Origin of the sequence: Nocardioides sp. IC4_145 (assembly GCF_011250565.1) — a bacterium.
Classification (GTDB): Bacteria; Actinomycetota; Actinomycetes; order Propionibacteriales; family Nocardioidaceae; genus Nocardioides.
In genome coordinates, this window is sequence record NZ_JAANMS010000036.1 from 23,314 (window position 1) to 48,945 (window position 25,632).

The 25,632-nt window shown below is 74.1% G+C and carries 28 protein-coding genes and 1 tRNA gene; 20 read left to right on the top strand and 9 right to left on the bottom strand.

What is annotated here, in order from left to right:
* Nucleotides 1-41 precede the first annotated feature (41 nt).
* From eno to G6553_RS14945, 11 genes are all read left to right on the top strand, one after another.
* Nucleotides 42-1,319 carry a phosphopyruvate hydratase gene (eno, locus tag G6553_RS14895; RefSeq protein WP_166194535.1) on the top strand — a complete coding sequence of 426 codons (1,278 nt, stop codon included), beginning with the start codon at nt 42-44 and terminating at the stop codon, nt 1,317-1,319.
* A gap of 21 nt (nt 1,320-1,340) precedes the next feature.
* Complete coding sequence (locus G6553_RS14900) at nt 1,341-1,913, top strand: septum formation initiator family protein (protein WP_166194538.1); 573 nt, start codon at nt 1,341-1,343, stop codon at nt 1,911-1,913.
* A gap of 22 nt (nt 1,914-1,935) precedes the next feature.
* Complete coding sequence (locus G6553_RS14905) at nt 1,936-2,451, top strand: DUF501 domain-containing protein (RefSeq protein ID WP_166194541.1); 516 nt, start codon at nt 1,936-1,938, stop codon at nt 2,449-2,451.
* On the top strand, nt 2,444-3,388 hold the full coding sequence (locus G6553_RS14910; protein WP_347565730.1) for a Ppx/GppA phosphatase family protein: 945 nt from the start codon (nt 2,444-2,446) through the stop codon (nt 3,386-3,388). The genes G6553_RS14905 and G6553_RS14910 overlap by 8 nt, the downstream gene beginning before the upstream one ends.
* 224 nt (nt 3,389-3,612) lie before the next feature.
* Nucleotides 3,613-3,867: a hypothetical protein gene (locus G6553_RS14915; RefSeq protein WP_166194544.1), complete on the top strand. Its 255-nt coding sequence runs from the start codon at nt 3,613-3,615 to the stop codon at nt 3,865-3,867.
* A 7-nt stretch (nt 3,868-3,874) separates the two neighbouring features.
* A complete protein-coding gene (locus G6553_RS14920; protein ID WP_278249607.1) occupies nt 3,875-4,747 on the top strand; it encodes a uracil-DNA glycosylase in 873 nt (290 codons plus the stop codon).
* A complete protein-coding gene (locus G6553_RS14925; protein ID WP_166194546.1) occupies nt 4,744-5,274 on the top strand; it encodes an ACT domain-containing protein in 531 nt (176 codons plus the stop codon). The genes G6553_RS14920 and G6553_RS14925 overlap by 4 nt, the downstream gene beginning before the upstream one ends.
* Nucleotides 5,271-5,843 (top strand): peptide deformylase, encoded by a 573-nt coding sequence (def, locus tag G6553_RS14930; protein ID WP_166194549.1) that lies wholly within the window; start codon nt 5,271-5,273, stop codon nt 5,841-5,843. Before G6553_RS14925 ends, def begins: the two co-directional genes overlap by 4 nt.
* An 18-nt stretch (nt 5,844-5,861) precedes the next feature.
* Nucleotides 5,862-5,935, top strand: a tRNA-Leu gene (locus tag G6553_RS14935).
* An 83-nt stretch (nt 5,936-6,018) separates the two neighbouring features.
* Nucleotides 6,019-6,717, top strand: coding sequence for a class I SAM-dependent methyltransferase (locus G6553_RS14940; RefSeq protein ID WP_207619819.1), 699 nt, complete (start codon nt 6,019-6,021; stop codon nt 6,715-6,717).
* 102 nt (nt 6,718-6,819) lie between these two features.
* On the top strand, nt 6,820-7,689 hold the full coding sequence (locus G6553_RS14945; protein WP_166194551.1) for a Bax inhibitor-1/YccA family protein: 870 nt from the start codon (nt 6,820-6,822) through the stop codon (nt 7,687-7,689).
* A gap of 265 nt (nt 7,690-7,954) precedes the next feature.
* On the opposite strand, the gene G6553_RS14950 is transcribed toward G6553_RS14945, so the two are convergent.
* On the bottom strand, nt 7,955-8,989 hold the full coding sequence (locus G6553_RS14950) for an SGNH/GDSL hydrolase family protein (RefSeq protein ID WP_166194554.1): 1,035 nt from the start codon (nt 8,987-8,989) through the stop codon (nt 7,955-7,957).
* Nucleotides 8,990-9,068: 79 nt separating this feature from the next.
* Between G6553_RS14950 and G6553_RS14955 the strand changes: the two genes are divergently transcribed.
* The 3 genes from G6553_RS14955 (at nt 9,069) to G6553_RS14965 (ending at nt 12,198) form a co-directional block, all read left to right on the top strand.
* A complete protein-coding gene (locus G6553_RS14955; RefSeq protein ID WP_166194557.1) occupies nt 9,069-10,454 on the top strand; it encodes a cystathionine beta-synthase in 1,386 nt (461 codons plus the stop codon).
* Between the two features lie 89 nt (nt 10,455-10,543).
* Nucleotides 10,544-10,996 carry an OB-fold domain-containing protein gene (locus tag G6553_RS14960; RefSeq protein WP_166194560.1) on the top strand — a complete coding sequence of 151 codons (453 nt, stop codon included), beginning with the start codon at nt 10,544-10,546 and terminating at the stop codon, nt 10,994-10,996.
* Nucleotides 10,993-12,198 (top strand): lipid-transfer protein, encoded by a 1,206-nt coding sequence (locus G6553_RS14965; protein WP_166194563.1) that lies wholly within the window; start codon nt 10,993-10,995, stop codon nt 12,196-12,198. The genes G6553_RS14960 and G6553_RS14965 overlap by 4 nt, the downstream gene beginning before the upstream one ends.
* 158 nt (nt 12,199-12,356) lie before the next feature.
* Here the strand turns inward: G6553_RS14965 and G6553_RS14970 are convergent, their stop codons facing one another.
* Nucleotides 12,357-12,752 (bottom strand): YchJ family metal-binding protein, encoded by a 396-nt coding sequence (locus tag G6553_RS14970; protein WP_347565731.1) that lies wholly within the window; start codon nt 12,750-12,752, stop codon nt 12,357-12,359.
* A gap of 59 nt (nt 12,753-12,811) precedes the next feature.
* Here G6553_RS14970 and G6553_RS14975 point away from each other — a divergent pair, with 59 nt between their 5' ends.
* Both G6553_RS14975 and G6553_RS14980 read left to right on the top strand, forming a co-directional pair.
* On the top strand, nt 12,812-14,200 hold the full coding sequence (locus G6553_RS14975) for a magnesium chelatase (RefSeq protein ID WP_166194566.1): 1,389 nt from the start codon (nt 12,812-12,814) through the stop codon (nt 14,198-14,200).
* Entirely contained in the window at nt 14,200-16,233 is a 2,034-nt protein-coding gene (locus G6553_RS14980) for a VWA domain-containing protein (RefSeq protein ID WP_166194569.1), read from the top strand. The genes G6553_RS14975 and G6553_RS14980 overlap by 1 nt, the downstream gene beginning before the upstream one ends.
* Nucleotides 16,234-16,248: 15 nt before the next feature.
* On the opposite strand, the gene G6553_RS14985 is transcribed toward G6553_RS14980, so the two are convergent.
* From G6553_RS14985 to G6553_RS15000, 4 genes are all read right to left on the bottom strand, one after another.
* Nucleotides 16,249-17,484, bottom strand: coding sequence for a hypothetical protein (locus tag G6553_RS14985; RefSeq protein WP_166194572.1), 1,236 nt, complete (start codon nt 17,482-17,484; stop codon nt 16,249-16,251).
* Nucleotides 17,481-18,722: a hypothetical protein gene (locus G6553_RS14990; protein WP_166194575.1), complete on the bottom strand. Its 1,242-nt coding sequence runs from the start codon at nt 18,720-18,722 to the stop codon at nt 17,481-17,483. The genes G6553_RS14985 and G6553_RS14990 overlap by 4 nt, the downstream gene beginning before the upstream one ends.
* Nucleotides 18,719-19,024: a DUF2695 domain-containing protein gene (locus tag G6553_RS14995; RefSeq protein WP_347565732.1), complete on the bottom strand. Its 306-nt coding sequence runs from the start codon at nt 19,022-19,024 to the stop codon at nt 18,719-18,721. Before G6553_RS14995 ends, G6553_RS14990 begins: the two co-directional genes overlap by 4 nt.
* A 140-nt stretch (nt 19,025-19,164) precedes the next feature.
* Nucleotides 19,165-20,010 (bottom strand): ABC transporter substrate-binding protein, encoded by an 846-nt coding sequence (locus tag G6553_RS15000; RefSeq protein WP_166194581.1) that lies wholly within the window; start codon nt 20,008-20,010, stop codon nt 19,165-19,167.
* Nucleotides 20,011-20,118: 108 nt separating this feature from the next.
* On the opposite strand from G6553_RS15000, the gene G6553_RS15005 reads away from it, so the two are divergent.
* The 4 genes from G6553_RS15005 to G6553_RS15020 are packed head-to-tail and all read left to right on the top strand — an operon-like array spanning nt 20,119 to nt 23,185.
* Complete coding sequence (locus G6553_RS15005) at nt 20,119-21,021, top strand: DUF3068 domain-containing protein (RefSeq protein ID WP_166194583.1); 903 nt, start codon at nt 20,119-20,121, stop codon at nt 21,019-21,021.
* 25 nt (nt 21,022-21,046) lie between these two features.
* Nucleotides 21,047-21,829 (top strand): TSUP family transporter, encoded by a 783-nt coding sequence (locus G6553_RS15010; protein ID WP_166194586.1) that lies wholly within the window; start codon nt 21,047-21,049, stop codon nt 21,827-21,829.
* The gene (locus tag G6553_RS15015; RefSeq protein WP_166194588.1) at nt 21,820-22,452 is read left to right on the top strand and encodes a YigZ family protein; all 633 of its coding nucleotides are present in this window, start codon (nt 21,820-21,822) and stop codon (nt 22,450-22,452) included. Before G6553_RS15010 ends, G6553_RS15015 begins: the two co-directional genes overlap by 10 nt.
* Before the next feature lie 10 nt (nt 22,453-22,462).
* The gene (locus G6553_RS15020) at nt 22,463-23,185 is read left to right on the top strand and encodes a VOC family protein (RefSeq protein ID WP_166194591.1); all 723 of its coding nucleotides are present in this window, start codon (nt 22,463-22,465) and stop codon (nt 23,183-23,185) included.
* Between the two features lie 7 nt (nt 23,186-23,192).
* Here G6553_RS15020 and G6553_RS15025 read toward each other — a convergent pair whose 3' ends face one another.
* The 3 genes from G6553_RS15025 to G6553_RS15035 all read right to left on the bottom strand — a co-directional run bounded on the left by G6553_RS15025 (nt 23,193) and on the right by G6553_RS15035 (nt 25,483).
* A complete protein-coding gene (locus G6553_RS15025; protein ID WP_166194593.1) occupies nt 23,193-24,524 on the bottom strand; it encodes an AarF/ABC1/UbiB kinase family protein in 1,332 nt (443 codons plus the stop codon).
* A gap of 102 nt (nt 24,525-24,626) precedes the next feature.
* Nucleotides 24,627-24,890: a hypothetical protein gene (locus tag G6553_RS15030; RefSeq protein WP_166194595.1), complete on the bottom strand. Its 264-nt coding sequence runs from the start codon at nt 24,888-24,890 to the stop codon at nt 24,627-24,629.
* A 38-nt stretch (nt 24,891-24,928) separates the two neighbouring features.
* A complete protein-coding gene (locus G6553_RS15035) occupies nt 24,929-25,483 on the bottom strand; it encodes a GNAT family protein (protein WP_166194598.1) in 555 nt (184 codons plus the stop codon).
* Nucleotides 25,484-25,632: the final 149 nt, after the last annotated feature.

A 25,632-nucleotide genomic window follows, 5' to 3' on the forward strand; every position in this document is an offset into this window, starting at 1 on the left:
GTTCGTCCGACCCTCCCTCCCCGTCCCTCAGGAGCAGCCCCGTGGCATCCATCGAAGCTGTCGGCGCCCGCGAGATCCTCGACTCGCGCGGCAACCCCACGGTCGAGGTCGAGGTGCTCCTCGACGACGGCGCGTTCGCCCGCGCCGCGGTCCCCAGCGGCGCCTCGACCGGCGCCTTCGAGGCGGTCGAGCTGCGCGACGGCGGCGACCGGTACCTCGGCAAGGGCGTCGAGAAGGCCGTCGAAGCCGTGATCCAGACCATCGGCCCCGCCATCGAGGGCCTCGACGCCGACGACCAGCGCGTCGTCGACCAGACCATGCTGGACGCCGACGGCACGCCCAACAAGGCGACGCTCGGCGCCAACGCGATCCTCGGCGTCTCGCTCGCGGTCGCCCGTGCGGCCGCGGACTCCGCCGGCCTCCCGCTCTACCGCTACGTCGGCGGGCCCAACGCCCACCTGCTGCCGGTGCCGATGATGAACATCCTCAACGGCGGCGCCCACGCGGACACCAACGTCGACATCCAGGAGTTCATGATCGCACCGATCGGCGCGCCGACCTTCCGCGAGGCGCTGCGCACCGGCGCGGAGGTCTACCACGCGCTGAAGTCGGTGCTGAAGAAGCGCGGCCTGGCCACCGGCGTCGGCGACGAGGGCGGCTTCGCCCCGGACCTGGAGTCCAACCGCGCCGCGCTCGACCTCATCGCCGAGGCCGTCGGCGCCGCGGGCCTCACCCTCGGCCGCGACGTCGTGCTGGCGCTCGACGTCGCCGCCTCGGAGTTCTGCACCGACGGGTCCTACACCTTCGAGGGCCAGCAGAAGACCGCCGAGCAGATGACGGCCTACTACGCCGACCTCGTCTCCTCCTACCCGATCGTCTCCATCGAGGACCCGCTCGACGAGGACGACTGGGACGGCTGGAAGGCCATCACCGACCAGCTCGGCTCGAGGACCCAGCTCGTCGGCGACGACCTGTTCGTCACCAACGTCGAGCGGCTCCAGCGCGGCATCACCGGCGGCCAGGCCAACGCGCTGCTGGTCAAGGTCAACCAGATCGGCTCGCTCACCGAGACCCTCGACTCCGTCGAGCTGGCCCACCGCAACGGCTACCGCTCGATGATGAGCCACCGCTCCGGCGAGACCGAGGACACGACGATCGCCGACCTCGCGGTCGCCATCAACTGCGGCCAGATCAAGACGGGCGCCCCGGCCCGCTCCGAGCGCGTCGCGAAGTACAACCAGCTCCTGCGCATCGAGGACGAGCTCGGCGACGCGGCCCGGTACGCCGGCCCCGGCGCGTTCCCCCGCTACCAGGGCTGATCGTCGGGCAGGCTTGGCCCCATGGCCGACGACCGACGCGACCCCCGCGGGGCACGACGCCCGCGGGGGCGCACCGGACCGGGTCGCGCGACGCCGGGCTCCGGCCGCGCCGCGCGCCTCGCGGCCGGCCGGACCGCCGACGCGCCGCCCCGACGGCCGCGGCTGACCGGTCGCGCCGCCGTGCTGGTGCTCGTGCTGGCGGTGCTCGCGGTGTCGTACGCCTCCTCGATGCGCGCCTTCCTGCACCAGCGCTCCGAGATCGCCGAGCTCAAGGCGCAGATCGCCGAGCGCAAGGCGGCGATCGACGACCTGGAGCGGGAGAAGAAGCGCTGGCAGGACCCGGCCTTCGTGCAGGCGCAGGCGCGGGCGCGGCTGGGGTACGTCATGCAGGGCGAGACGCCGTTCGTCGTGCTCCGCGACGGCGAGCCGCTCACCACCGGCGCCCGGCTGAGCGACCCCGACGACCTGCCGCAGAAGGCACCGGAGGCATGGTGGGTCGACGCGTGGGAGTCGGTCGAGCTGGCCGGCCACCCGCCCAAGGACGAACCGCCGCCGGCGAGCGAGATCGACGGCACCACCGAGCAGGACGACTGAGCAGGACGACTGAGGAGCACCAGTGATCGAGCCCCGCGACGAGGCGGCCATCGCCTCGCAGCTGGGACGTGAGCCGCGCGGCATCCACGAGGTCGGGCACCGCTGCCCCTGCGGCAACCCCGACGTCGTGACCACCGAGCCGCGGCTGCCGAACGGGACCCCGTTCCCGACGACGTTCTACCTGACCTGCCCGCGCGCCGCCTCCCGCATCGGCACCCTCGAGGGCTCCGGCCTGATGAAGGAGATGCAGGACCGCCTCGCCACCGACCCCGAGCTGGCGCAGCAGTACGCCGCGGCGCACGAGCGCTACCTCGAGGCGCGCGACGCCATCGGCCGCGAGGCCGGGCTCGACGTCCCCGAGATCGCCGGCATCTCCGCCGGCGGCATGCCCGACCGGGTCAAGTGCCTGCACGTCCTCGCCGGCCAGTCGCTCGCCCAGGGCCGCGGCGTCAATCCGCTCGGCGACGAGGTGCTCGACGCCCTCGGCGAGTGGTGGTCGACCGGTCCGTGCGTGGAGCAGGAGAGCCCGGGTGGTTGAGGCGGGCGGGCAGCGCCCGTCTCGAGACCTCCCGGGCCCCGTCGCCGCCATCGACTGCGGCACCAACTCCATCCGCCTGCTGGTCTGCGAGACGCCGGCCGAGCCGCTGGTCCGCGAGATGCGCGTGGTGCGGCTGGGGGAGGGCATCGACGCGACCGGCCGGATGTCGGAGGCGGCGCTCGAGCGGACCTTCGCCGCGCTGGACGACTACGCGGCGCTGGTCCGCGAGCACGGCGCCACCCGCGTCCGGCTGTGCGCGACGTCGGCGACCCGGGACGCGACGAACGCCGAGGTGTTCACCACCGGCGTCCGCGAACGGATCGGCGTGGACCCCGACGTGGTGACCGGCGCCGAGGAGGCCGAGCTGTCCTTCGCCGGCGCGGCGCGCGGGCTGCGGGACCAGCCGGAGTGGCCGGTGCTCGTCGTCGACCTCGGCGGCGGCTCGACCGAGCTCGTCCTGGGCGGCCCGGACGGGGTGTCGGCCGGCCACTCGATGGACGTCGGCTCGGTCCGCCTGCACGAGCGCCACCTCCACTCCGACCCGCCGACCGCCGGCGAGGTCGAGGCGTGCCTCCGCGACGTCGACGCCCACCTCGCCGCGTGCCCGGTCGACCCGGCGGACGCCGCGACGGTCGTCGGCGTGGCCGGCACGATCACCACCGTCGCCGCGGCGGCGCTCGATCTCCCGGCGTACGACGCCGGCGCGATCGACCAGCAGGTGCTGCCCGTCGCGGAGGTGCACGCCGCGATCGACCGCCTCGTCGCGATGACCGTCGCGGAGCGCCGCGCCCTGCCGTACCTGCACCCCGGCCGGGCCGACGTCATCGGCGCCGGGGCGCTCATCCTGCGCCGGGTGCTCGAGCGGGCCGGCGTCGACCGGCTCGTCGTCTCCGAGTCCGACATCCTCGACGGGATCGCCTGGTCGCTGCTCGACTGACCCGGCCGGGTCCGCGGGGCCGCCGGGCGCGGGAAGGGCCACTCCACGGCCTTTCTTACCGCTCCGCGGCTGTTGCGATGGCCGCGAAGCGTCAGCATCCCAAGTTCACTTGGGATGCTGACCACCCCGCCAGCCCCGTTTCGCCGACCCGCCGACCGGCAACCGGAGCAGGCACGGGCCACCGACGACCGCGGCGGCCAGCACGCAACCCCAAGGAGCATCCCGTGAAGAAGCTCATCCTCCTCGCCGGCATCGGCATCGGCTACGTCCTCGGCTCGGCGGCCGGCCGCGAGCGCTTCGAGCAGATCCGCGCCGGCGCCAAGAAGGTCGCGGAGAACCCCACCGTGCAGTCCGCCGCCGCGAAGGCGACCGAGCAGGCCGCCGCCGCCGCCGAGCAGGCCAAGGAGAAGGCGACCGAGGCCGCCTCGAACGTCGCCGACAAGGCCCGGCGCGAGGCCTCGATCCAGCCGGCGCCCTGATCATCGATTGAGCGCCGACCCCGGCGGGCTGCTGCCGCACCCCGCCACCGGCCGGCTGTTCCCCTCGCCGGTGCCGCCCGGCACCGGCTGGCCGGGGGACCCGGCCGACGCGACGACACCGGTGGCCGCGACCCCGGCCGCGGTCCGACGCCTCGCGCGCGACGCCGGCCTCCACGACGTGGAGGCCGGCGTCAGCGTGTGCCGGGCCTGCCCGCGCCTGGTGCGCTGGCGCGAGGACGTCGCGCACGCCAAGCGCGCGTCGTTCGCCGGTGAGCCCTACTGGGGTCGGCCGATCCCCGGGTTCGGCGCCGAGCACCCGACGATCCTGGTCGTCGGCCTCGCACCGGCCGCCAACGGCGCCAACCGCACCGGCCGGGTCTTCACCGGCGACCGCTCCGGCGACTGGCTCTTCGCGAGCCTGCACCGCGTCGGGCTCGCCACCCAGCCGACCAGCGTCCATGCCGACGACGGGCTCGAGCTGGTCGACACCCGGCTCGTCGCCACCGTCCGGTGTGCCCCGCCGCTGAACAAGCCCACGCCGGAGGAGCGCGACACCTGCGCCCCGTGGCTGGACCGCGAGGTCGCGCTCGTCGCGGACTCGGTGCGCGTCGTCGTGGCGCTGGGGTCGTTCGGCTGGGACGCCGCGCTGCGCACCTACCGCCGCGCGGGGCACGTCGTACCCGTCCCCAAGCCGCGGTTCGGCCACGGCGCCGAGGCGCACCTGGCTCGACCGGGCGGGGCGCACGAGGACGGCCCGGGCGTCACGCTGCTCGGCAGCTACCACCCCAGCCAGCAGAACACCTTCACCGGCAAGCTCACCGAGCCGATGCTGGATCGGGTGCTCGGCCGCGCGGCGGCCCTTGCGAGAATGCCCGGGTGAGCAGCCCCGCACCCCTCCACGCCGTCACCGTCCTGGGCCACGACCGCCCCGGCATCATCGCCGAGACCACCGGTCGTCTCGCCGACCTCGGGCTCAACCTCGAGGACTCGACGATGACCCTGCTGCGGGGCCACTTCGCGATGATGCTGCTGTGCGCCGGCGACGCCGACGCGCCCGCGATCGAGGCGGCGCTCCAGCCGCTCACCGCCGACGGCACGCTCACCGTGACCGTCCGCGACGTGCCCCAGGAGGACGCCGCCGCGCCGGCCGGTACGTCGTGGGTGCTCACCGTCCACGGCGGCGACCGCCCCGGCATCGTCTCCTCGGTCGTCGCGCGCGTCGCCGAGGTCGGCGGCAACATCACCGACCTCACCACCCGCCTGGCCGGCGACCTCTACCTCCTCGTCGCCGAGATCGACCTGCCCGGGAGCGCCGACGTGCCGGCCCTCGAGGCCGCCGTCACCGCCGCTGCGAGCGACCTCGGTGTCGGCGCGACGCTGCGCGCGGTGGAGGCCGACGACCTGTGAGCACCACCCCCACCGCCGTCAACGAGGTCCTCCTCGGCTGGTCGGAGCGGGACCTCGGCGTCGAGGGCCGCGTGCTCGACGTCGTCCGCGCGCCCGACCCGGTGCTCTCGACCCGCGGCGCCGACGTCGACCCGACCGACCCCGCGACCGTGCAGCTGGCCGCCGACCTCGTGGCCACCATGCGGGTCAGCCCCGGTTGCGTGGGCCTGGCGGCCAACCAGGTCGGCGTCTCGGCCCGCGTCTTCTGCGTCGACGTGTCCGAGCACCCCAAGACCCGCGACCACCACGGCACGTTCGTGCTGTGCAACGCCGAGGTCGTCGAGTCCAGCCGCAACGAGAAGGCCCGCGAGGGCTGCATGAGCGTCCCCGACCTCACCGGCGACGTGAAGCGTGCCTCCCGCGTCGTCGTCCGCGGGCAGCTTCCCGGCTCCGGCGAGGAGGTCACCCTCCAGGCCAACGCGTTCGAGGCGCGCGCCCTCCAGCACGAGATCGACCACACCGACGGGTACCTCTTCCTCGACCGGGTCGCCGGGGCGCACGCGATCCACCCGCGCAAGACTTACCTCTGAGCACACCTGCGCGACGCGGCCCCCGTGTCCCAACCGGCAGAGGAAGCCGCCTTAAAAGCGGCGAGGTGCGGGTTCGAGTCCCGCCGGGGGCACCCGTGGTCGCCCGCCGTGGCCAGCTGTCGCCCGCTGCGGGCGGGTTGACTTCAGGTCGACCTGAAGCGGCACGCTGGTCGGCATGAACGAGCACACCGACCACGACCATCACCACGACCACCAGCTGCACGGCCAGGTCGCACGCCAGGCCGCGGCCGTCGCCGACGGCACCATGTGGACCGCCGGCTTCTGGGACGAGCGGTACGCCGGCACCGACGCGGTCTGGTCGGGCAACCCCAACCAGCGGCTCGTCGAGCAGGTCACCGGCCTCACCCCGGGCACGGCGCTCGACGTCGGCTGCGGCGAGGGCGCCGACGCCGTCTGGCTGGCGCGGCAGGGCTGGCGCACCACCGGCGTCGACGTCTCGCAGGTCGCGCTGGACCGCGCGGCCGGCCACGCCGCGGCGGCCGGGGTCGAGGTCGAGTGGCGGCTCGTGGACGTCGTCGCCGGCGAGGCGTTCCCGGCGACGTACGACCTGGTCAGCGCGCACTTCCTGCACCCGCCCGCCGACCTCCTCGGCGACGTCGTACGCCGCCTGGGCGCCGCGGTCGCACCGGGCGGCACGCTGCTGCACGTCGCCCACGACCCGCGCGACTCCCACGCCCTGCACCGCGACCCCGAGCTCACCCGGCTGATGCCGACCCTCGAGCAGGTCGTCGAGCTGCTCGACCCGGCCGGGTGGGACGTCCGGGTCGCCGAGGTGCAGGCGCGGCGACAGGTCCACCAGGGTGAGGAGCGGCTGCTGCACGACACCGTGGTGCGCGCCGTGAAGGTTTCCTGAGAAAACACCTTCGGCGGGAACGCGGCGCGGCCGTCCGGCGTTGACCCTGCACAGGCCCCACTAGGGTGGGCCCACCAGATCCACGGCCTCCAAGGAGAGACCATGCAGAGCAACAACCCGGTGTTCCGTCGCTCGGAGGAGTTCAACCGCGGCGGCGCGAACGCCTACGGCAACCAGACGTACGCCGGGAACGGAGCCACCTACCCCGGCTACGGCACCGACCCGTCCGCGTGGGGCACCGGCACGCCCGGCGCGCCCACCACCCCGCAGGCCACCGGCGCTCCGATGACGATCGACTCGGTCGTCCAGAAGACCGCGCTCACCCTCGGCACCGTCATCGTTGCCGCGTTCGCGACCTGGGTGCTCACCCCGGACATCAGCGGCACCGTGTCCCCGGAGGCCATGGCGACGCTCACCGGTGCGGTCATGATCGGTGCCCTCGGCGCCTTCGTGCTGTCGATGGTCAACTCGTTCAAGCGCGTGATCAGCCCGGCCCTGGTGCTGGCGTTCGCGGTGCTCGAGGGCGTCGCGCTCGGCGGCCTGAGCAAGCTGTTCGACGCGCAGTTCGGCGGCGGCATCGTCACCCAGGCCGTCATCGGCACCTTCGCGGCCTTCGCCGGCACGCTCGCGGCGTACAAGTTCTTCAACATCCAGGTCGGCCAGAAGTTCCGCACGTTCGTCGTCGCGGCGGTCTTCGGCATGATCGCGCTGAGCCTGATGGAGATCGTGCTCGGCATGTTCGGCAACGCCATCGGCCTCCACGGCTTCGGCGCCATGGGCCTGCTGTTCTCGGTCGCCGGCCTCGTGCTCGGTGTCTTCATGCTGATCCTCGACTTCGACTTCGTCGAGCAGGGCGTCGCCAACGCGATCCCCGAGCGCGAGTCGTGGCGCGCGGCCTTCGCGATGACCGTGAGCCTGGTCTGGATCTACACCAACCTGCTGCGCCTGCTGGCGATCTTCAACCAGGACTGACCCGGCTCGCAGCACCACGGTCTCCGACCCCCGCAACGGTCGGCGCCACAAGCGAACGGCCCCGGACCTCTCGGTCCGGGGCCGTTCGTGCGTCTCGGGGCGAGGCGCGCGGCCCGCGCTTGTCACGCGCCGCTGGAGGGACTACCAGGCCGTCGACCCACCTACCGCGCCGTTTGCCGACTACCGCGTCGTCGGCCCGACTACCGCGCCGTTCGAACGGCGCGGTAGTCGACCGGACAGCGCGTTACGAGCGACGCCGGGCCGCTCAGGCGTCGGCAGTCGCCGGCTGGGCGTCGTCGTCGGCCTCCTCCGGCGCGGTGCCGTCGGTGGCGGGCTGGCGGCGGCGGTGCCGCAGCTCGACCCACAGGCCGCGCACGCCGCGGCGGTTGCCGGCGACCTCGGTGCCGCCGAGCTCGGTGCCCGGCGTGTTGACGGCCTGCAGAGCGGCCGCGGTGATCGGCAGGACGCCCTCGCCGCGGTAGGGCTCGACCTCGACCTCGTCGAGCGCGAGCAGGTCCAGGGCGGCGAGCGTGGAGGGCAGCAGGACCGAGGCCAGGGAGCGGTAGCCCTGGGCGGAGGGGTGGAACTGGTCGGGCCCGAAGAGCAGCGCCGGGGCCGCGGCGAACTCCGGCCCGAGGATCGAGGCCAGCGACACGGTGCGGCCGCCCTCCTCGACGACCGCGATCGTCTGCCCGGCGGCGAGCCGGCGCGACCAGGCGCGGGCGACCTGCTTGAGCGGGGGAGCGATCGGCTTGATCGTGCCGAGGTCGGGGCACGTGCCCACCAGCACCTCGACGCCCGCCTCGCGCAGGCGGCGTACGCCCTCGGCCAGGTGGCGCACCGAGTGCGACGGCATGACGGTGTGGGTGACGTCGTTGGCGCCGATGAGGATGACCGCGACGTCGGGCTCGATCGGCAGGGCGCGCGAGATCTGCTCGTCGAGGTCGGAGGACTTCGCGCCGACCACGGCGAAGCTGCGCAGGTAGACCCGACGGTCCGCCCGCTCGGCCACGCCGCTGGCGAGCAGCGCGCCGGGGGTCTCCTCGACCCGCTCCACGCCGTAGCCCGCCGCGCTCGAGTCGCCGAGCAGCGCGACCTTGACCGCCGGGCCCGGACGGCCGCGGCCGTACCACCCCGTCGCGTCCGGGGGCGGCTCCTCGCGCGGGTCGCCGATGGTCTTGCGCGCCAGCTTCGCCTCGACGCGCATGACCCCGTAGAGCGCGCCGCCGAGCACGGACAGGCCGCCCCCGCCGAACGCCGCGGCGCCGGCGAGCTTGCGTGCTGCAGCTGCTTTCCCCACGGCCGCACTCTACGGACGGCCCGGCCGGGTCCCACGCCGGGTTTCGACCGGGCGTGCGCACCGGGCCTAGCCTGGGCCGGTGCAGTACGTGAACTCGCTCCTGGACCTCATCGGCAACACCCCGCTCCTGCGCCTGCGGCGCTCGCTGGACGAGCTCGACGGCGCCGAGGGCCCGCTCGTCCTGGCGAAGGTGGAGTACCTCAACCCCGGCGGGTCGGTGAAGGACCGCATCGCCGAGCGGATGATCGACGCGGCGGAGGCCTCCGGCGAGCTCCAGCCCGGCGGCACGATCGTCGAGCCGACCTCCGGCAACACCGGCGTCGGCCTGGCGATGGTCGCCCAGGAGCGCGGCTACAAGTGCGTCTTCGTGCTGCCCGACAAGGTCAGCGAGGACAAGCGCAACGTGCTGCGGGCGTACGGCGCCGAGGTGGTCGTCTGCCCGACCGCCGTCGACCCCGAGCACCCGGACTCCTACTACAACGTCTCCGACCGGCTCTCCAGCCAGCCGGGCGCGTGGAAGCCGAACCAGTACGCCAACCCCAACAACCCCCGGTCCCACTACGAGACCACCGGTCCGGAGATCTGGGCGCAGACCGAGGGGCGGATCACCCACTTCGTGACCGGCATGGGCACCGGCGGCACGATCAGCGGCGTCGGTCGCTACCTCAAGGAGCAGAACCCCGAGATCCAGGTCGTCGGGGCGGACCCGTCCGGCTCGGTCTACTCCGGCGGCTCCGGCCGCCCCTACCTCGTCGAGGGCGTCGGCGAGGACTTCTGGCCCGAGACCTACGACCGCACCGTCGCGGACCGGGTCATCGAGGTCTCCGACGCCGACTCGTTCGCGTTCACCCGCCGTCTGGCCCGCGAGGAGGCCCTGCTCGTCGGCGGCTCGGCCGGCATGGCGGCGTACGCCGCGAAGCAGCTCGCGCAGGAGCTGGCCGCCGAGGGCCGCACCGACGCGGTGATCGTCGTGCTGCTGCCCGACTCCGGCCGCGGCTACCTCGGCAAGATCTTCAACGACCAGTGGCTCTCGCAGTACGGCTTCGGCGGCGAGCAGGCCGCCCAGACCGTCGGCGAGGTGCTGCGCGGCAAGGACGGCCGCCTGCCCGACCTCGTCCACACCCACCCGGGCGAGACCCTGGCCGAGGCGGTCCAGATCCTCCAGGAGTACGGCGTGTCCCAAATGCCCGTGGTCCGCGCGGAGCCGCCGCTGGTCGCCGCCGAGGTCGCGGGGTCGGTCTCGACCCGCACGCTGCTCGACGCGCTCTTCGCCGGCCACGCCAAGCTGACCGACCCGGTCGAGCAGCACATGTCGCCCGCGCTGCCGACGATCGGCGCCAACGCCGACGCCCACGACGCGGTCGCGCTGCTGGGGAGCGCCGACGCGCTGCTCGTCCAGGAGGAGGGCAAGCCGGTCGGCGTCGTCACCCGGCAGGACCTGCTGAGCTTCCTCGCGGGCGCCTGACGCGGGCGCCTGCCGCGGGCTGGGACTCGGCGCCGCCCGACCGGCCGTCCGGGGCTAGGATCAGAACACGTTCTAGTTTCGGAGGCCGGATGTCAGCGACCGCCACACCCGCGATCGACGGGTGGTTCACCACGGGGCCGGAGCCGGCCCTGGTCGGCTCCCGGTGCACGGCGTGCACCACCGTCTACTTCCCGCCGACGAGCGGCTTCTGCCGCAACCCCGCCTGCTCGGGCGAGGAGTTCGAGCGGGTCGAGCTCTCGCGGCGGGGGACCGTCTGGTCCTACACCGACGCGCAGTACCAGCCACCGGCGCCGTACATCCCCGCCGCCGACCCCTACGTCCCCTTCGCCCTCGCCGCCGTCGAGCTGCCCGAGGGCCTGACGGTGCTCGGCCAGGTCGCCGAGGGCTACGGCGTCGCCGACCTCCGCGTCGGCGCCGAGGTCGAGCTGGTCGTGGAGATGCTGTACGCCGACGAGACCGGCGAGCGCTCCATCTGGCGCTGGAAGCCGGTAGCTGAGCTGGGCGAGGAGGCCGACCAGTGAGCGCGCGCGAGGTGGCCGTGCTCGGCGTCGGCATGCACCCGTGGGGCAAGTGGGGCAAGCCGTTCGTGGAGTACGGCGTGCACGCCGCCCGCGCTGCGCTCGCCGACGCCGGCGTGGCGTGGACCGACGTCGACCTCGTGGTCGGGGGCGAGACGGTCCGCAACGGCTACGGGGGCTACGTCGCCGGCGCGACCTTCGCCCAGGCGCTCGGCTGGAACGGCGCCCGCGTCGCCACGTCGTACGCCGCGTGCGCCACCGGCGCCCAGGCGCTCGACACCGCGCGGGCCCGCATCCTGGCCGGCCTGTCGGAGGTGGCGCTCGTCGTCGGCGCGGACACCACGCCCAAGGGCTTCCTCGCCCCCAACGCCGGCGAGCGCTGGGACGACCCGGACTGGCTCCGCTTCCGCCTGCTCGGCATGACGAACCCGGCCTACTTCGCGCTCTACGCCCGCCGGCGGATGGACCTCTTCGGCGCCACCAGCGAGGACTTCGCCCAGGTGAAGGTCAAGAACGCCAAGCACGGGCTGGCCAACCCGTACGCGCGCTACCGCAAGGAGGTGTCGGTCGCGGACGTGCTCGGCTCGGCGGTCGTCTCCGACCCGCTGCACCTGCTCGACATCTGCGCCACCTCCGACGGCGCGGCGGCGGTGCTGGTGACCAGCACGGAGTACGCCGCCCGCCACGGGCTGCGCAGCGGGGGAGGCGACGTCGTGCGGATCGCCGGCATCTCGACGGTCACCCCGACCTTCCCGAACACGGTCATGGACATGCCGAACCTCTCCACCGACTCCTCCCTCGCCGTCGGTGAGCCGGAGCGCACGTTCAAGGCCTCCATCGGCCACGCGGCGTACGAGGAGGCCGGCGTGAGCCCGGCCGACGTCGACGTGGCGGAGGTCTACGACCTCTCGACCGCGCTGGAGCTGGACTGGATCGAGGACCTCGCGCTGTGCGGCCCCGGCGAGGCCGAGAAGCTGCTCCGTGCCGGGGACACGACCATCGGCGGCCGGATCCCGGTCAACCCGTCGGGCGGGCTGGCCTGCTTCGGCGAGGCCGTCCCCGCCCAGGCGCTCGCCCAGGTCTGCGAGCTCACCTGGCAGCTGCGCGGCCAGGCCGAGGGCCGCCAGGTCGAGGGTGCCCGCGTCGGCATCACCGCCAACCAGGGCCTCTTCGGCCACGGCTCGTCCGTCGTCCTCACCCGCTGAGGCGCCGGGCCGGACGGTCGCACGTTTCATCGGCTGGCCGATGAACCTCCCGGTGCGCCGATGAAACTTCAGCGGCCCACCGGCAGTTTCATCGGGTGGCCGATGAAGTTCCCACGCGCCGCGGACCTGTTCTCCACAGGCTCGGCGCGGGCGGACGGTCACTGCGGGCCGTCGGCGGAGTCCGCGAGGTCGCCGTCGACGTAGACCCAGCGGCCGCCGCGCTGCTCGAAGCGGGAGCGCTCGGACTGCTCGCCGGGGCCGGTGGGGGTGTCGTAGGACGCGACGAACTCGACCCAGTCCTCGCCGGAGCCGAGCACCCGCAGGCCGGTCCAGGTCCGGGTGGCGTCGAGCTCGAGGTCGTCGGGGCGGGTGCGGGGGTGCCAGGTGCGCCAGAGGTACGCCGTGTCCCCGACCGCGAAGGCGGCGTACCGCGAGCGCATCAGCTCCTCGGCGCTCGCCGCGTGGCCGGCCCCGCGGTGGAAGCGGCCGCAGCAGGCGTCGTACGCGTCGCCGGAGCCGCAGGGACACGAGGGGCGCAGCGGCGGGACGGTCACGCGCCCGACCGTAACGCGGACGCGGTCGCGCAGGTTGGCCTGCTGAGTAGCGTGAGCACGTGACTTCCGCTCCTGCGATCTCCACCGTCGGCGAGCTGCGCGCGGCCGGCCACGTCAGCAAGCCGGTGCGGGTCGAGATCCGCGACAACCTGCTCGCCGCGCTGCGGGAGGGCCGGGACCCGTGGCCGGGGCTGCACGGGTTCGAGGACACCGTCGTGCCACAGCTGGAGCGGGCGCTCATCGCGGGCCACGACGTCGTCCTCCTCGGCGAGCGCGGCCAGGGCAAGACCCGGCTGCTGCGCACGATGGTCGGCCTGCTCGACGAGTGGACGCCGGTCATCGCGGGCTCCGAGCTCGGCGAGCACCCCTTCGAGCCGATCACCCACGTCTCCCGTCGCCGCGCGGCCGAGCTCGGCGACGAGCTGCCGGTGGAGTGGCGCCACCGCGACGAGCGGTACGCCGAGAAGCTGGCCACCCCGGACACCAGCGTCGCGGACCTGATCGGCGACGTCGACCCGATGAAGGTCGCGGAGGGTCGCAGCCTGGGCGACCCGGAGACGATCCACTTCGGGCTGATCCCGCGCAGCCACCGCGGCATCGTGGCGATCAACGAGCTGCCCGACCTCGCCGAGCGGATCCAGGTGGCGATGCTCAACGTGATGGAGGAGCGCGACATCCAGATCCGCGGTTACGTGCTGCGGCTGCCGCTGGACGTGCTCGTCGTCGCCAGCGCCAACCCCGAGGACTACACCAACCGCGGCCGGATCATCACCCCGCTCAAGGACCGCTTCGGCGCGGAGATCCGCACGCACTACCCGACCGCGCTCGAGGACGAGGTCGCGGTGATCCGCCAGGAGGCCGACCTCGTCGCGGACGTGCCGGACCACCTGGTCGAGATCCTCGCCCGGTTCACCCGCAACCTGCGCGAGTCCACCGCGGTCGACCAGCGCTCGGGCGTCTCGGCCCGGTTCGCGATCGCCGGCGCGGAGACCATCGCCGCGGCCGCCATCCACCGCGCGACCAGCCGGGGCGAGGACGAGGCGGTCGCCCGGGTCGTCGACCTCGAGACGGCCGTCGAGGTGCTCGGCGGCAAGGTCGAGTTCGAGTCCGGCGAGGAGGGCCGCGAGGCCGAGATCCTCACCCACCTGCTGCGGACCGCCACCGCCGAGACCGTCCGGACGCACCTGCGCGGGCTCGACATGAGCCTGCTCGTCGACGCGATCGAGGCCGGCGCGATGATCACCACCGGCGAGCGGGTCACCGCCCGCGACTTCCTCAGCGGCCTCCCGGTGCTGGGCGAGTCGGAGCTGTACGACGACATCTGCGACCGGCTCGGCGCCACGAACGACGGCCAGCGCGCCGGCGCGATCGAGCTGGCCCTCGAGGGGCTCTACCTGGCCCGCAAGGTCGGCAAGGACTCCGACGGGGCCGAGACGGTCTACGGCTGATGAAGGACCGCACGCGGTTCCGCCGCTACGAGGGGGGCGACCCGCTCGCCCCGCCGGTCGACCTCGCCGAGGCGCTGGACGCCATCGGCGAGGACGTCATGGCCGGCTACTCCCCGGAGCGGGCGATGCAGGAGTTCCTGCGCCGCGGCGGCCAGGACCAGCGCGGGCTCGACGACCTCGCGCGCCGGGTGGCCGAGCGGCGGCGCGAGCTGCTGCGGCGGCACAACCTCGACGGGACGCTCCAGGAGGTCAAGGAGCTGCTCGACCGGGCGGTGCTCGAGGAGCGCAAGCAGCTGGCCCGCGACGCGATGATGGACGACGCGGACCGGGCGTTCCGCGAGATGCAGCTGGACGCGGCCTGGGGCGAGGGCCGGCCCAGCCCGGCCGCGGCGGTGACCGAGCTGTCGTCGTACGACTGGCAGAGCCGGCAGGCGCGTGAGGACTTCGAGAAGATCAAGGACCTGCTCGGGCGAGAGATGCTCGACCAGCGGTTCGCCGGGATGAAGCAGGCGCTGGAGAGCGCGACGGACGAGGACCGGGCGCGCGTCAACGAGATGCTCCAGGACCTCAACCGGTTGCTCGAGGACCACCGCCGCGGCGAGGACACCGACGAGCAGTTCGCGGAGTTCATGGACAAGCACGGGGACTTCTTCCCCGAGCGTCCCTCGAACGTCGACGAGCTGCTCGACTCCCTCGCCCAGCGCGCGGCCGCCGCCCAGCGGATGCGCAACTCGATGACCCAGGAGCAGCGCGACGAGCTCGACGCGCTCGCCGCCCAGGCCTTCGGCAGCCCCGAGCTGATGCAGTCGCTGGACCAGCTCGACGCCAACCTCCAGTCGCTGCGCCCGGGCGAGGACTGGGGCGGCTCGGAGCGCATGGACGGCCAGGAGGGGCTCGGCCTCGGCGACGGCACCGGCGTCTTCCAGGACCTCGCCGACCTGGACCAGCTCTCCGAGCAGCTCGCGCAGTCCTACGGCGGCGCCCGGATGGACGACCTCGACCTCGACGCGCTCTCGCGCCAGCTCGGTGACCAGGCCGCTGTGGACGCCCGGACCCTCCAGCGGCTGGAGAAGGCGCTGCGCGACTCCGGGACGCTCAAGCGGGACTCCTCGGGGCAGCTCAGGCTGACGCCGAAGGCGATGCGCCAGCTCGGCAAGGCGCTGCTGCGCGACGTCGCCCAGCGGCTCTCGGGCCGCCAGGGCCAGCGCGACATGGACAAGGCGGGCGCGGCCGGTGAACGCTCCGGAGCCACCCGCGAGTGGGCGTTCGGCGACACCGAGCCGTGGGACGTCACCCGCACCGTGCTCAACGGCGTGCTGCGCCGCGCCGGCGACCCGACCGGCCCGCTGGTGGAGATCGGCGACGTCGAGGTGCAGGAGACCGAGGCGCGCACGCAGGCGGCTGTCGCGCTGCTCGTCGACACGTCGTTCTCGATGGCGATGGACGGCCGGTGGGTGCCGATGAAGCGCACCGCGCTCGCGCTGCACACGCTCATCCGCTCGCGCTTCCGCGGCGACCACCTCCAGCTGATCGGCTTCGGCCGGCACGCGGAGGTGATGGAGATCGAGCAGCTCACCGCGCTCGACGCGATGTGGGACAAGGGCACCAACCTGCACCACGCGCTGCTGCTGGCCAACCGCCACTTCCGCAAGCACCCCAACGCCCAGCCGGTGCTGCTCATCGTCACCGACGGCGAGCCGACCTCCCACCTCGAGCCGGACGGCGAGGTGTGGTTCAGCTACCCGCCGCACCCGCTGACGGTCGCGTACGCCGTCCGCGAGCTCGACAACGCCCGCCGGCTCGGCGCGCAGACGACGTTCTTCCGGCTCGGCGAGGACCCGGGGCTGGCGCGCTTCATCGACTCGATGGCGCGACGGGTCGACGGCCGCGTGGTCGCGCCGGAGCTGGACGACCTGGGCGCCGCCGTCGTCGGCTCCTACCTCGGCTCGCGACGCGGCTCGGGCGGCGTCGGCGGTGCCGGCGGGCGCGACCTCGGCGGGTGGTTCGGCAGCCGGGGGTTCTGGGTCGGCTGACCGGTCCCGCGGAGGTCAGCGGCGGTAGGCGAGCACGACCTTGTCGTAGCGGGGGCGGCACGAGTGGCCGCGCCGGTTGACCAGCGCGACGTGGCCGCCGGCGCTCGCGGCGGTGATCTCGCTGGAGCCGCAGTCGTTGTCGTAGCCGGGCGCCTCGATGATGCGCTTGGGACGCGAGACGCGTCGGCCGTCCCAGGTCCGGGCGGAGACGTGGTGGTCCATCCAGGTGTCGACCAGCGACAGGAGCACGACCCGGTCGCGGGCCACCGCGACCACCCGGTCGTACCCGGGGAGCAGTGCCGGCCCCAGTCGGAGCCACGGTCCGGGCTCCCGCGGGACGACCCCGCCGCGGACGTCCGCGTAGCCGCCGCGGCGGCTGCGGAACGCCGCCAGCACCCGACCGTCGGGCAGGGCGGCGAGGTCCAGGTCGCGGCCCGCCCGGACGACTCCGCTGAGGCCCCGGACCCGCGACACGGTGCCGGTCGGGGCGACCTGGAGCGTCCGCAGCCGGCGCTCCCGTCGCGGTCCCTCCCACCACGCGACCACGACGGTGCCGTCGGTGCGGACGGCGAGGTCAGCAGCGACGGGGGAGCTGCCGACCGTCTGCTCGGAGGCGATCGTCCCGTCGAGGACGTGGCGCAGACCTAGGACCCCGGCGCGGTCACGGTCGAGCAACCAGAAGCCGCCGTCCGCGGCGGGCTCGACGACGGTCTCCGCCGCGAGGGGGACCCCCGGACCCAGGGCGCCGTCGGCGCCGAGCACCCGCAGCCACTTCCGGTCCTGGTCCCACATCTCCACGGCGAGGTCGCCCGTCCGCGAGACCGTCGACGCGACCACGTCGGCCTGCTCCGCGAGCAGGACCGGGTTGCCGACCGGGCCGCTCGGCCGCAGCCGCTGGGCGACGTGCACCCAGCCGTCCTCGCGCTCCACCCGGTGCACCAGGGTCGCCGTGCCGTCGCCGGCGAGGGCGACGTTGTACGAGATGACGTTCGTGGAGGGGACCTGGACCGTTCGCCCGAGGGCGCCCCCGGGGCTGCGTCGCCGGACGCAGATCGAGTAGTCGCACGACCACGCGAGCACCGTCACCCCGGCGGTGTTCACGGCGACCCTCGGGGCGTATCCGTCCCGGCCGACCACCACGGGCGGCGACCAGACGGGACCGGGAGCCTGCGCCGCGGGGGCGGGCACCGCACTGAGCACGCTGAGCCCCAACCCGCCGACGACCGCTCCGAGCAGCGCGCGGGCCCTCATCGCCGCACCGTGACCCACATGGTGGCGAAGGCGTCGCGGCCACGGTGGGAGTGGACCATCTCGCGGTGGTTGACGAGCACGACCGGTCCGCCCGCAGAGGCGGCGGAGAGCTCGGTGAGGCCGAGCTCCTTGCGGTAGCGCGGGTCGACGAGGACGAACCCGCGCTGCGACGCCTCGCCCCGCCCGTTCCACGTCCGCACCGCGACGCGGTGGGGACGGTCCGAGGACTGCAGGAGGACGAGCCGGTTGCGGGCGGTGTGGATGCCCACGTGCTTGCTGCTGATCCGACGGAAGGTGAAGGGGGCGTCCGCAGCGACCGGCAGGAGGCCGGCCCGCAGGCCCTGGTTGCGGGCCCAGGTCACGACGACCCGGCCGTCGCCGAGCATGTGCAGCCGCAGGTCGCGGAGCTGCGCCTGGTCGGCCGCAAGCACCGTCGGCTCGTCGAGACCGGCCCCCGGCGTCCAGCGGCGGACGATGAGGTCGTCGCCGGACGGCGTGCGCTGCCACCAGAGGAAGGCGAGCGTGCCGTCGGCGAGGAACACCGCATCGGCGTACCCGGTCCGCCGCTCGGTCGGCGTCACGGGGTCGCCGACCACGCCGTCGACGACCGGTCGCAGCCAGAGGCGCTCGTCGGTCCGGCCCAGGATCACGAACGACCCGTCCGGCGACGCGACGACCCGCTCGGGCGGGTCCGGCAGCGTGCCGGCCGGGCCGAGGCTGCCGTCGGGGCGCATCACGCGGACCCGGTGCTCGTCGCCGGCCGTCCACGCGACCAGGACGTCCCCGGTCGGGCCGGCCTCGGCGACCACCCGGCCGGCCTCGTCCGCGTCGATGACGACCTCGTCGCGGAGGTCGCCGGCGGCGGTCATCCGGTACGCCGTGAACGGGCCGCCGGCGGCGTACCCCGACGCCAGCACGGTGATGTTCCCGAGGTCGTCGACCACGGGCTGACGAGCCCAGTGGTAGCGGCTGTCGTCGTCGGTGCGCAGCAGCGGGCCGAGCCGGCCGTCGGGCGTCCGCACCCGCAGGCAGAGCCCGTCGCAGTCCCAGCTGATGACCGCGAGCCCGTGCCGGTTCACCGCGACCCGCGGTTCCACGAACCCGAACCCGGTCCGCATGTCGTCCACGACCACCTGCGGCCGGGTCCAGCCGGGTGCCGCGTCGGCCGGCGCGGCGAGCGCGACCGCGGCCGTCGCGGCGGCGAGGAGGCCGGCGAGACCGGCGCGCAGACGCTTCACCGCGTGACCCTAACCCGGTCCCAGTTCGCGCACGGGCGGGTCGAGGTGGCGCCCACCCCGGCGCAGCGCGGCGCCTCGGGCGGCGGCTCTAGCTCGTCGGTGCGCACGTCGCGCACGAGCAGGTGCCGCGCGAGCGTCCAGCGCGCGAGCGTGGCGCAGTCGCACGCTCCGACGCGCTTCTCCAGGCCGGTCGCGGTGGGCGACCGCAGCTCGCGGAACAGCTCGACCCACCGCAGCGTGTCGTCGCAGCCCTCGTCGGCGACCTGGCGGGTGGTGAAGCAGAGGAGGCACTCGGCACGCACGTCGCGATCCTGGCTCCGACCACCGACGGTGCGGGCACCCCGAGCGGGACATACCGGGGGAGTCCTGCACATATCGGGGTAGATCTACCCCGATATGTGCAGGGGTCACCGGTTAACCGGTGACCCCTGCAGCCCGCCGCCTACCCGTGGAGGTACGCCGCCAGCTCCTCGATCCCGTCGACGAGCCGGGTGCCGGGGCGGGCCCAGGAGGCGTTGGCGTCGACGGCCAGCACGCGCGCCCCGGGCGGCACCAACCCCTGCGCGAGGAGCGCATCGGCCTGCGCCTGCGCGCCGTCGCGGTCGAAGCCGCAGGGCGCGACGACGTACACCTCGGCCGCGGCGGCGTGCACGGTCTCCCAGGTGACCCGCGTCGAGGGGGCGCCGGCCGTGCCCAGGACGCACTCGCCGCCCGCGATGTCGACCATCTCGGGGATCCAGTGCCCGGGTGCGTAGGGCGGGTCGGTCCACTCGAGCACGGCGACCCGCGGCCGGGGCCGGCCGGCGACGCGGGAGCGCACGGCCTCGAGCCGGTCGCGGGTCGACGCGACCAGCGCCTCCGCGGCGGCGGTCCGGCCGGTCGCGGCGCCGAGCCGCAGCACGGCGTCGTCGACCTCGGCCAGCGTGTGGGGATCGAGGGTCAGCACGTCGGCCGTGCAGCCGAGGTGGGCCAGAGCGTCGTCGACCACCGAGACGTCGACGGCGCAGACCGCGCAGAGGTCCTGGGTGACGACGAGGTCGGCGTCGAGACCGGCCAGCGCGCCGGCGTCGAGGCGGTAGAGGTCCTCGCCGGCGGCGACCGCGGCGGCGACGTACGCGTCGATCTCGGGCGGGGTGAGCCCCTCGGGCATCGCGGAGGTCGACACGATCGGGCGGCTGCGGGCCTCGACGGGGTGGTCGCACTCGAAGGTCACGCCGACGACGTCGTCACCGGCGCCGATCGCGAAGAGCACCTCGGTGTGGGCCGGCAGGAGGGAGACGATGCGCACCTGCGCCAGACTAGGACCGAGGCCGACGTCACACCCGATTGTGGGGTGACGGCTACCACAGGGTAACTTTCCGCCTCGAGGGTTCGAGGGAGAGGTACGGAGACAAACGTGCGTGTGATCGTGGGACGAGTTCTGCTGGGGCTGGGTGCCTTCCTGCTGGTGGCCGGGATCCTGGGCGTCGCCTGGGCGCCGGGCTCGGTGAAGAAGACGCCGGTCGAGGTGGACCAGAAGACCGACCTGACCGGCACCGCGCTGCGTCTGGACACCTCGACCGGGGAGACCCGCGAGCTCGAGGTGAAGTACACGAGCATCACGAAGTCCGACACCGAGGCCTCGGACGACGACACCGTCTACTTCAAGCAGGCGACCTGCCTGGTCGAGGTCGACGGGGAGACCCCCGACTGCGTCGACGAGAACGACGACCGGCTGATCTCGGCCGGTGAGGCGACCTTCGCGACCGACCGCGAGACCGCGATGGCCGTCGACGGCTCGAAGCTGCCCGACGACGTCGAGCCCTACGAGGGCCTGGTCAACAAGTGGCCCTTCGACGCGGAGAAGAAGGACTACGAGGTCTACGACAACGTCATCGGCGAGCCGGTGACCGCGCGCTACGAGACCACCGACGAGATCGACGGCCTCGAGGTCCACGTCTACGTGACCGAGACCGTCGACGCGCCGATCGACCTCGGCAGCGACATCGACGGTCTCTACAGCGACCGCAAGGAGTACTCGGTCGACCCGCGGACCGGCGCGATCATCAAGCAGGTCGTCGACCAGCAGCGCTCGCTCGCCGACGGCACCCAGGTGCTCGACCTCCAGGTGGAGTACACCGACGAGGAGGTCGCCGACAACGTGGCCGACGCCGAGGACAACATCGCCAGCCTCGACCTGCTGACCAAGACGGTCCCGCTGGTCGGCTTCATCGGTGGCGCCCTGTGCATCCTCGCCGGCATCGCGCTGATCCTCACCGGTCGCCGCACGCGGACCACGAAGGCCGCCCACAGCAGCTGACCGGTCGACGGCTAGCGTCCTCCCGGTGGAGGACCCGACGCTGACCGTGCTGGCCCTCCTGGGGCTGGCCGCGCTGACCGCCGGGTTCGTCGACGCCGTCGTGGGCGGCGGCGGGCTCATCCAGCTCCCTGCGCTGCTGGTGGGCCTGCCGGCCGCCTCGCCGGTCGAGGTCCTGGCGACCAACAAGCTGGCCTCGATCTGCGGCACGACGGTCAGCTCGGCGACGTACTACCGCCGCGTCCGCCCCGACCCGCGCACCTTCCTGCCCCTCATGGGGCTGGCGCTGCTCGGCTCGTTCGGCGGTGCGTTCGTCGCCTCGCAGGTGCCGCGCGAGGCCTTCGAGCCGATCGTGCTGGTGGCGCTGGTCGCCGTGGGGGCGTACGTCCTGCTCAAGCCGTCGCTCGGCGACGCCACCGCCCTGCGCTTCACCGGCCGCCGCCACCTCGGGCTCGCCATGCTGGTCGGCGTCGCGATCGGCTTCTACGACGGCGCGCTCGGCCCCGGCACCGGCAGCTTCTTCGTCTTCGCGCTGGTCGGGCTGCTCGGCTACGGCTTCCTCGAGGCCTCCGCGAAGGCGCGGATGGCCAACTGGGCCACCAACCTCGGCGCGCTGCTGCTGTTCGTCCCGCAGGGCGCGGTGCTGTGGAAGACCGGCCTCGTCATGGGCCTGTGCAACCTGCTCGGGGGGTACGTCGGCGCCCGCACCGCCGTCGCGCGCGGCTCGGGTTTCGTGCGGGTCTTCTTCGTGCTGGTCGTCGCGGCGTTCGTCGTGCGGATCGGCGGCGAGGTCCTCGGCCTGTGGTCCTGAGCTACCTCGCGCTCGCTCGCGACGCCGAGGCCGAGATCGAGGTCAAGCGCTCGCGGTTCCTGTGCACGCTGCGCCGGGTCGAGGACGAGGCGGCCGCCCGCCCCGTCGTCGAGCGGCTGCGCAAGGAGCACTGGGACGCCCGCCACCACTGCAGCGCGTTCGTGCTGGGACCGCCGCCCTCGCCGGTCGAGCGCTCGAGCGACGACGGCGAGCCCGCCGGCACGGCCGGCGCGCCGATGCTCGAGGTGCTGCGCGGCCACGGGCTCTCCGACGTGGTTGCGGTGGTGACCCGCTGGTTCGGCGGGACGCTGCTCGGTGCCGGGGGCCTGGTCCGCGCGTACGGCGACGCGGTGCGCGCCGCCCTCGAGGAGGCCGGCACCGTGCGGCGCGAGCTGCGTCGGGAGCTGGTGGTCGAGGTCGGCCACGCCGAGGCCGGCCGGGTCGAGACCGAGCTGCGCTCGCGCGGCGTGGCGGTGCTCGACGCGACGTACGGCTCCGTGGTCGGGCTGCGCGTCGGCGTGGCGCCCGCGGAGGAGGACCGCCTCCACGCGGCGCTCGCCGAGCTGACCCACGGGGCCGCCTCGGCCCGGAACGTGGGTGAACGCTGGGTCGACGGTCCGTAGGCTTGCTGGGGTGCACCCGTTCTGGATCACCGCGTTCCTCGACCTCGCCCCCGACGACCTGGCGCCGACCGTCACCCACTGGGCGGCCGTGACCGGCTACGGCGTCTCGACCACCCGCGGCGACGACGGCGAGTTCGCCACGCTGCTCCCCGCCGACGGCGACCCGCACCTGAAGGTGCAGCGGCTGGGGGAGGGGCCCACGCGGATCCACCTCGACCTCCACGTCGCCGAGGTCGCGCCGGCCGTCGAGCGCGCGGTCGGGCTCGGCGCGAGGCTCCTGGCCGACGGGGAGCACGCCGTCCTGGAGTCCCCCGGCGGGTTCGTGCTGTGCTTCGTCACCCACCGGGCCGTGGTGCGCCCGGCCGCCGTCGACTGGGGCGGGCACACCTCGCTCGTGGACCAGGTCTGCCTCGACGTGCCGCCGCGGCTGCTCGACCGCGAGGTGGCGTTCTGGTCGGAGGTGACCGACTGGCCGGTGCAGCCGCCGAGCGAGGAGTTCCGGCGGTTGTCCTCGCCGCCGCAGCTCCCGTTGCAGCTGCTCGTCCAGCGCCTCGACGACGACCAGGAGCGGGTCACCGCCCACCTGGACCTGTCCAGCAGCGACCGGGCCGCCGAGACCGCCCGCCACGAGGCGCTGGGCGCGGTCGTGGACGGCGTCTTCGACGAGTGGACGGCGATGCGGCCGCCCGCCGGTCCGGCGTACTGCATCACCGACCGGGTGCCCGCGACCTGAGCCCGGGTCAGCCGGCGAAGCCGGGCAGGTGCTCCTCGAGGATCGCGCGGAACGGCGCCTCGGCCTCGAGCTGGCTGAGCACGCCGACGCCGCCGAGCCAGGTGCGGTGGATGAGGAGGTAAGACGGCGGCAGGTTGAGCTTCATCGCCATCGTGTACGTCGGCGAGCGGGGGTCGTTGATGCGCTGGAACTGCTCGCGCATCCACTCCCGCGAGAACCGGAACCGTTCGACCTGGGTCGGCTCGACGAACGGCGCGAGGTACTCCAGCACCAGGTCGGGGTCGACCGTGATGCCCGGCCGCACGAACCCCTCCGCCCGCAGGCCCTCGACCAGGCCGGTCGTGTCGCCCGCCGCCGCGAGCCGGATGAGGGAGCCCATCGCCTCGGGCAGCCCCCGGGAGGGCAGCCGCGCGACGGCGCCGTAGTCGAGGACGCCCATCCGGGCGGGGCCGCCGTCGGGGTCGCGGACGACACGGAAGTTGCCCGGGTGCGGGTCGGCGTGGAGCATCCCGGTGCGCTCCGGCCCGGCGAAGAGGAACCGGGCGAAGAGCTCGCCGAAGCGGTCCCGGTCCTCCTGGGTGCCGTCGGCGATCACCGCCGCCAGCGACGACTCGCTCTCGAGCCACTCGGTGACCAGCACCGTCTCGCCCACGGCGACCACGGCCGGTACGACGATGTCGGGGTCGCCGGCGAACGCCTCGGCGTACACCTGCTGCGCCTCGGCCTCGAGGCGGTAGTCCAGCTCGTCGACCGCGCGGGCCTGCAGCTCCTCGATGAGCGGCTTGATGTCCACGCCCGGCACGAGCGAGCCCACGGTGCGGGCCAGCCGCGCGAGCTGGCGCAGGTCGGAGCGGAGCGCCTCGCCGGCGCCCGGGTACTGCACCTTGACCGCCACCTCGCGGCCGTCGACCCAGCGCCCGCGGTGGACCTGCCCGATCGACGCCGCCGCGGTCGGGCCGCCGTCGAGCCACACCAGCTGCTCGCGCCAGTCCGGCCCGAGGTCGCGAGCGAGCGCCTCGCGGACCGTCGAGGTGGGCATCGGCGGCGCGGAGTCCTGCAGCAGCGTCAGCTGCTCGCGGTAGGGGCCGGCCAGCTCGTCGGGCAGCGCCGCCTCGAGCACCGAGAGCGCCTGGCCGAACTTCATGGCGCCGCCCTTGAGCTCCCCCAGCGTCCGGAACAGCTGCTCGGCCGTGCGCTGCTGGATCTCGGTCATCACGGTCTCGGCCGGGCGGCCCCCCAGCCGCTTGCCCAGCCCGATCGCGTTGCGGCCCGCGAAGCCCAGCGGCAGCGCCGCGAGCCGGGCGGTGCGGGCGACCGCCTTGCGAGGGAGCTCGGTCATGCCCCCATCATGCCGCCGGGGTGGGCACCTGCCCCGCGCGTCGGTGGGACCACGCCGCCGAGGCGTGCCGACTTGTGGGTGGACAGGCGAGCCGAGGACAGGTCAGCGGCGCGCGGTCTTCCGGCCGCCGCTGAGGCCCTCGGCGACGCCGATGAGCAGGACGGCGGCGACCACCGCGAGGACGAACCCGAGGATGTTGAGCTCCCAGATGTCACCGGTGCCGAGCGCGCTGGCGATGAGCCCGCCGATCACCGATCCGGCGAGGCCGAGGAGCAGGGTCCACAGCAGGGACAGGTTCTGCTTCCCGGGCTTGACGAGGCGCGCGAGCGCACCGATGACGAGGCCGGCGACGAGGAATCCGATCATGACGGTCAGGTACCCCCGACCCTCCGGACGTACGCCGGTCACCCCGGCCGCAGGACGCTCCACACCGCGACGTCGTGCCGCTCGGTGCCGACCTGGGAGGCGTTGCGCAGCGTGCCCTCGTGGACCATGCCGAGCCGCTCGTTGAGCACCCGTGTCCGCGGGTTGTGCGCGGAGGTGCGTGCCTCGACCCGCGCGACGAGGTGGTCGTCGAAGAGGTGCTCGACCATCCGCCGCATCGCCCGCAGCACGAGCCCGCGGCCCTCGTGGGCGGCGTCGATCCAGCAGCCAATCTCGGCGGTGTTGTCCCAGCGGTCGATCCGCGCGCCGACCGAGCCGACCAGCTCGCCGCCGCACTCGATCGCGAACGGCACCGCGCGCCCGTCGACCCAGTCGAGCAGCTGCTGGCGGGTGTAGGCCTGCTGCGAGCGGAGGGTCTGCTCGGCGTGCGCCCAGTGCTCGAACGCGCGCAGCCGGTCGAGGTTCGCCACCGTCAGCCGGTGCATCGCCGGCGCGGTCCACATCTCCCGCAGCACGAGCGTGGCGTCGGGATCGGCGGGGCGGCCGGGGAGCGGGATCGAGAGGGGCGTCGGCACGGCCCCGAGGCTAGTGCCGAGCCTCACTGGTGGACGTTGGGTGCAGACAGGAGTAGGTCTCTTGTCTGCACCCCGGGTCTGCCGGGTCACTGCCGAGCTGAGCCAGTCGCTCTTCGGGGATGACCTGCCTGAGAGTTGCAGGGCCCGGC

Coding starts and splice junctions, on each gene's coding strand:
- G6553_RS14900 (WP_166194538.1), top strand. CDS start 1,341: ATGGCCGACGACCGACGCGACCCCCGCGGGGCACGACGCCCGCGGGGG.
- G6553_RS15030 (WP_166194595.1), bottom strand. CDS start 24,890: ATGATCGGATTCCTCGTCGCCGGCCTCGTCATCGGTGCGCTCGCGCGC.
- G6553_RS14940 (WP_207619819.1), top strand. CDS start 6,019: ATGAACGAGCACACCGACCACGACCATCACCACGACCACCAGCTGCAC.
- G6553_RS14960 (WP_166194560.1), top strand. CDS start 10,544: ATGTCAGCGACCGCCACACCCGCGATCGACGGGTGGTTCACCACGGGG.
- G6553_RS14980 (WP_166194569.1), top strand. CDS start 14,200: ATGAAGGACCGCACGCGGTTCCGCCGCTACGAGGGGGGCGACCCGCTC.
- G6553_RS14985 (WP_166194572.1), bottom strand. CDS start 17,484: ATGAGGGCCCGCGCGCTGCTCGGAGCGGTCGTCGGCGGGTTGGGGCTC.
- G6553_RS14945 (WP_166194551.1), top strand. CDS start 6,820: ATGCAGAGCAACAACCCGGTGTTCCGTCGCTCGGAGGAGTTCAACCGC.
- G6553_RS15025 (WP_166194593.1), bottom strand. CDS start 24,524: ATGACCGAGCTCCCTCGCAAGGCGGTCGCCCGCACCGCCCGGCTCGCG.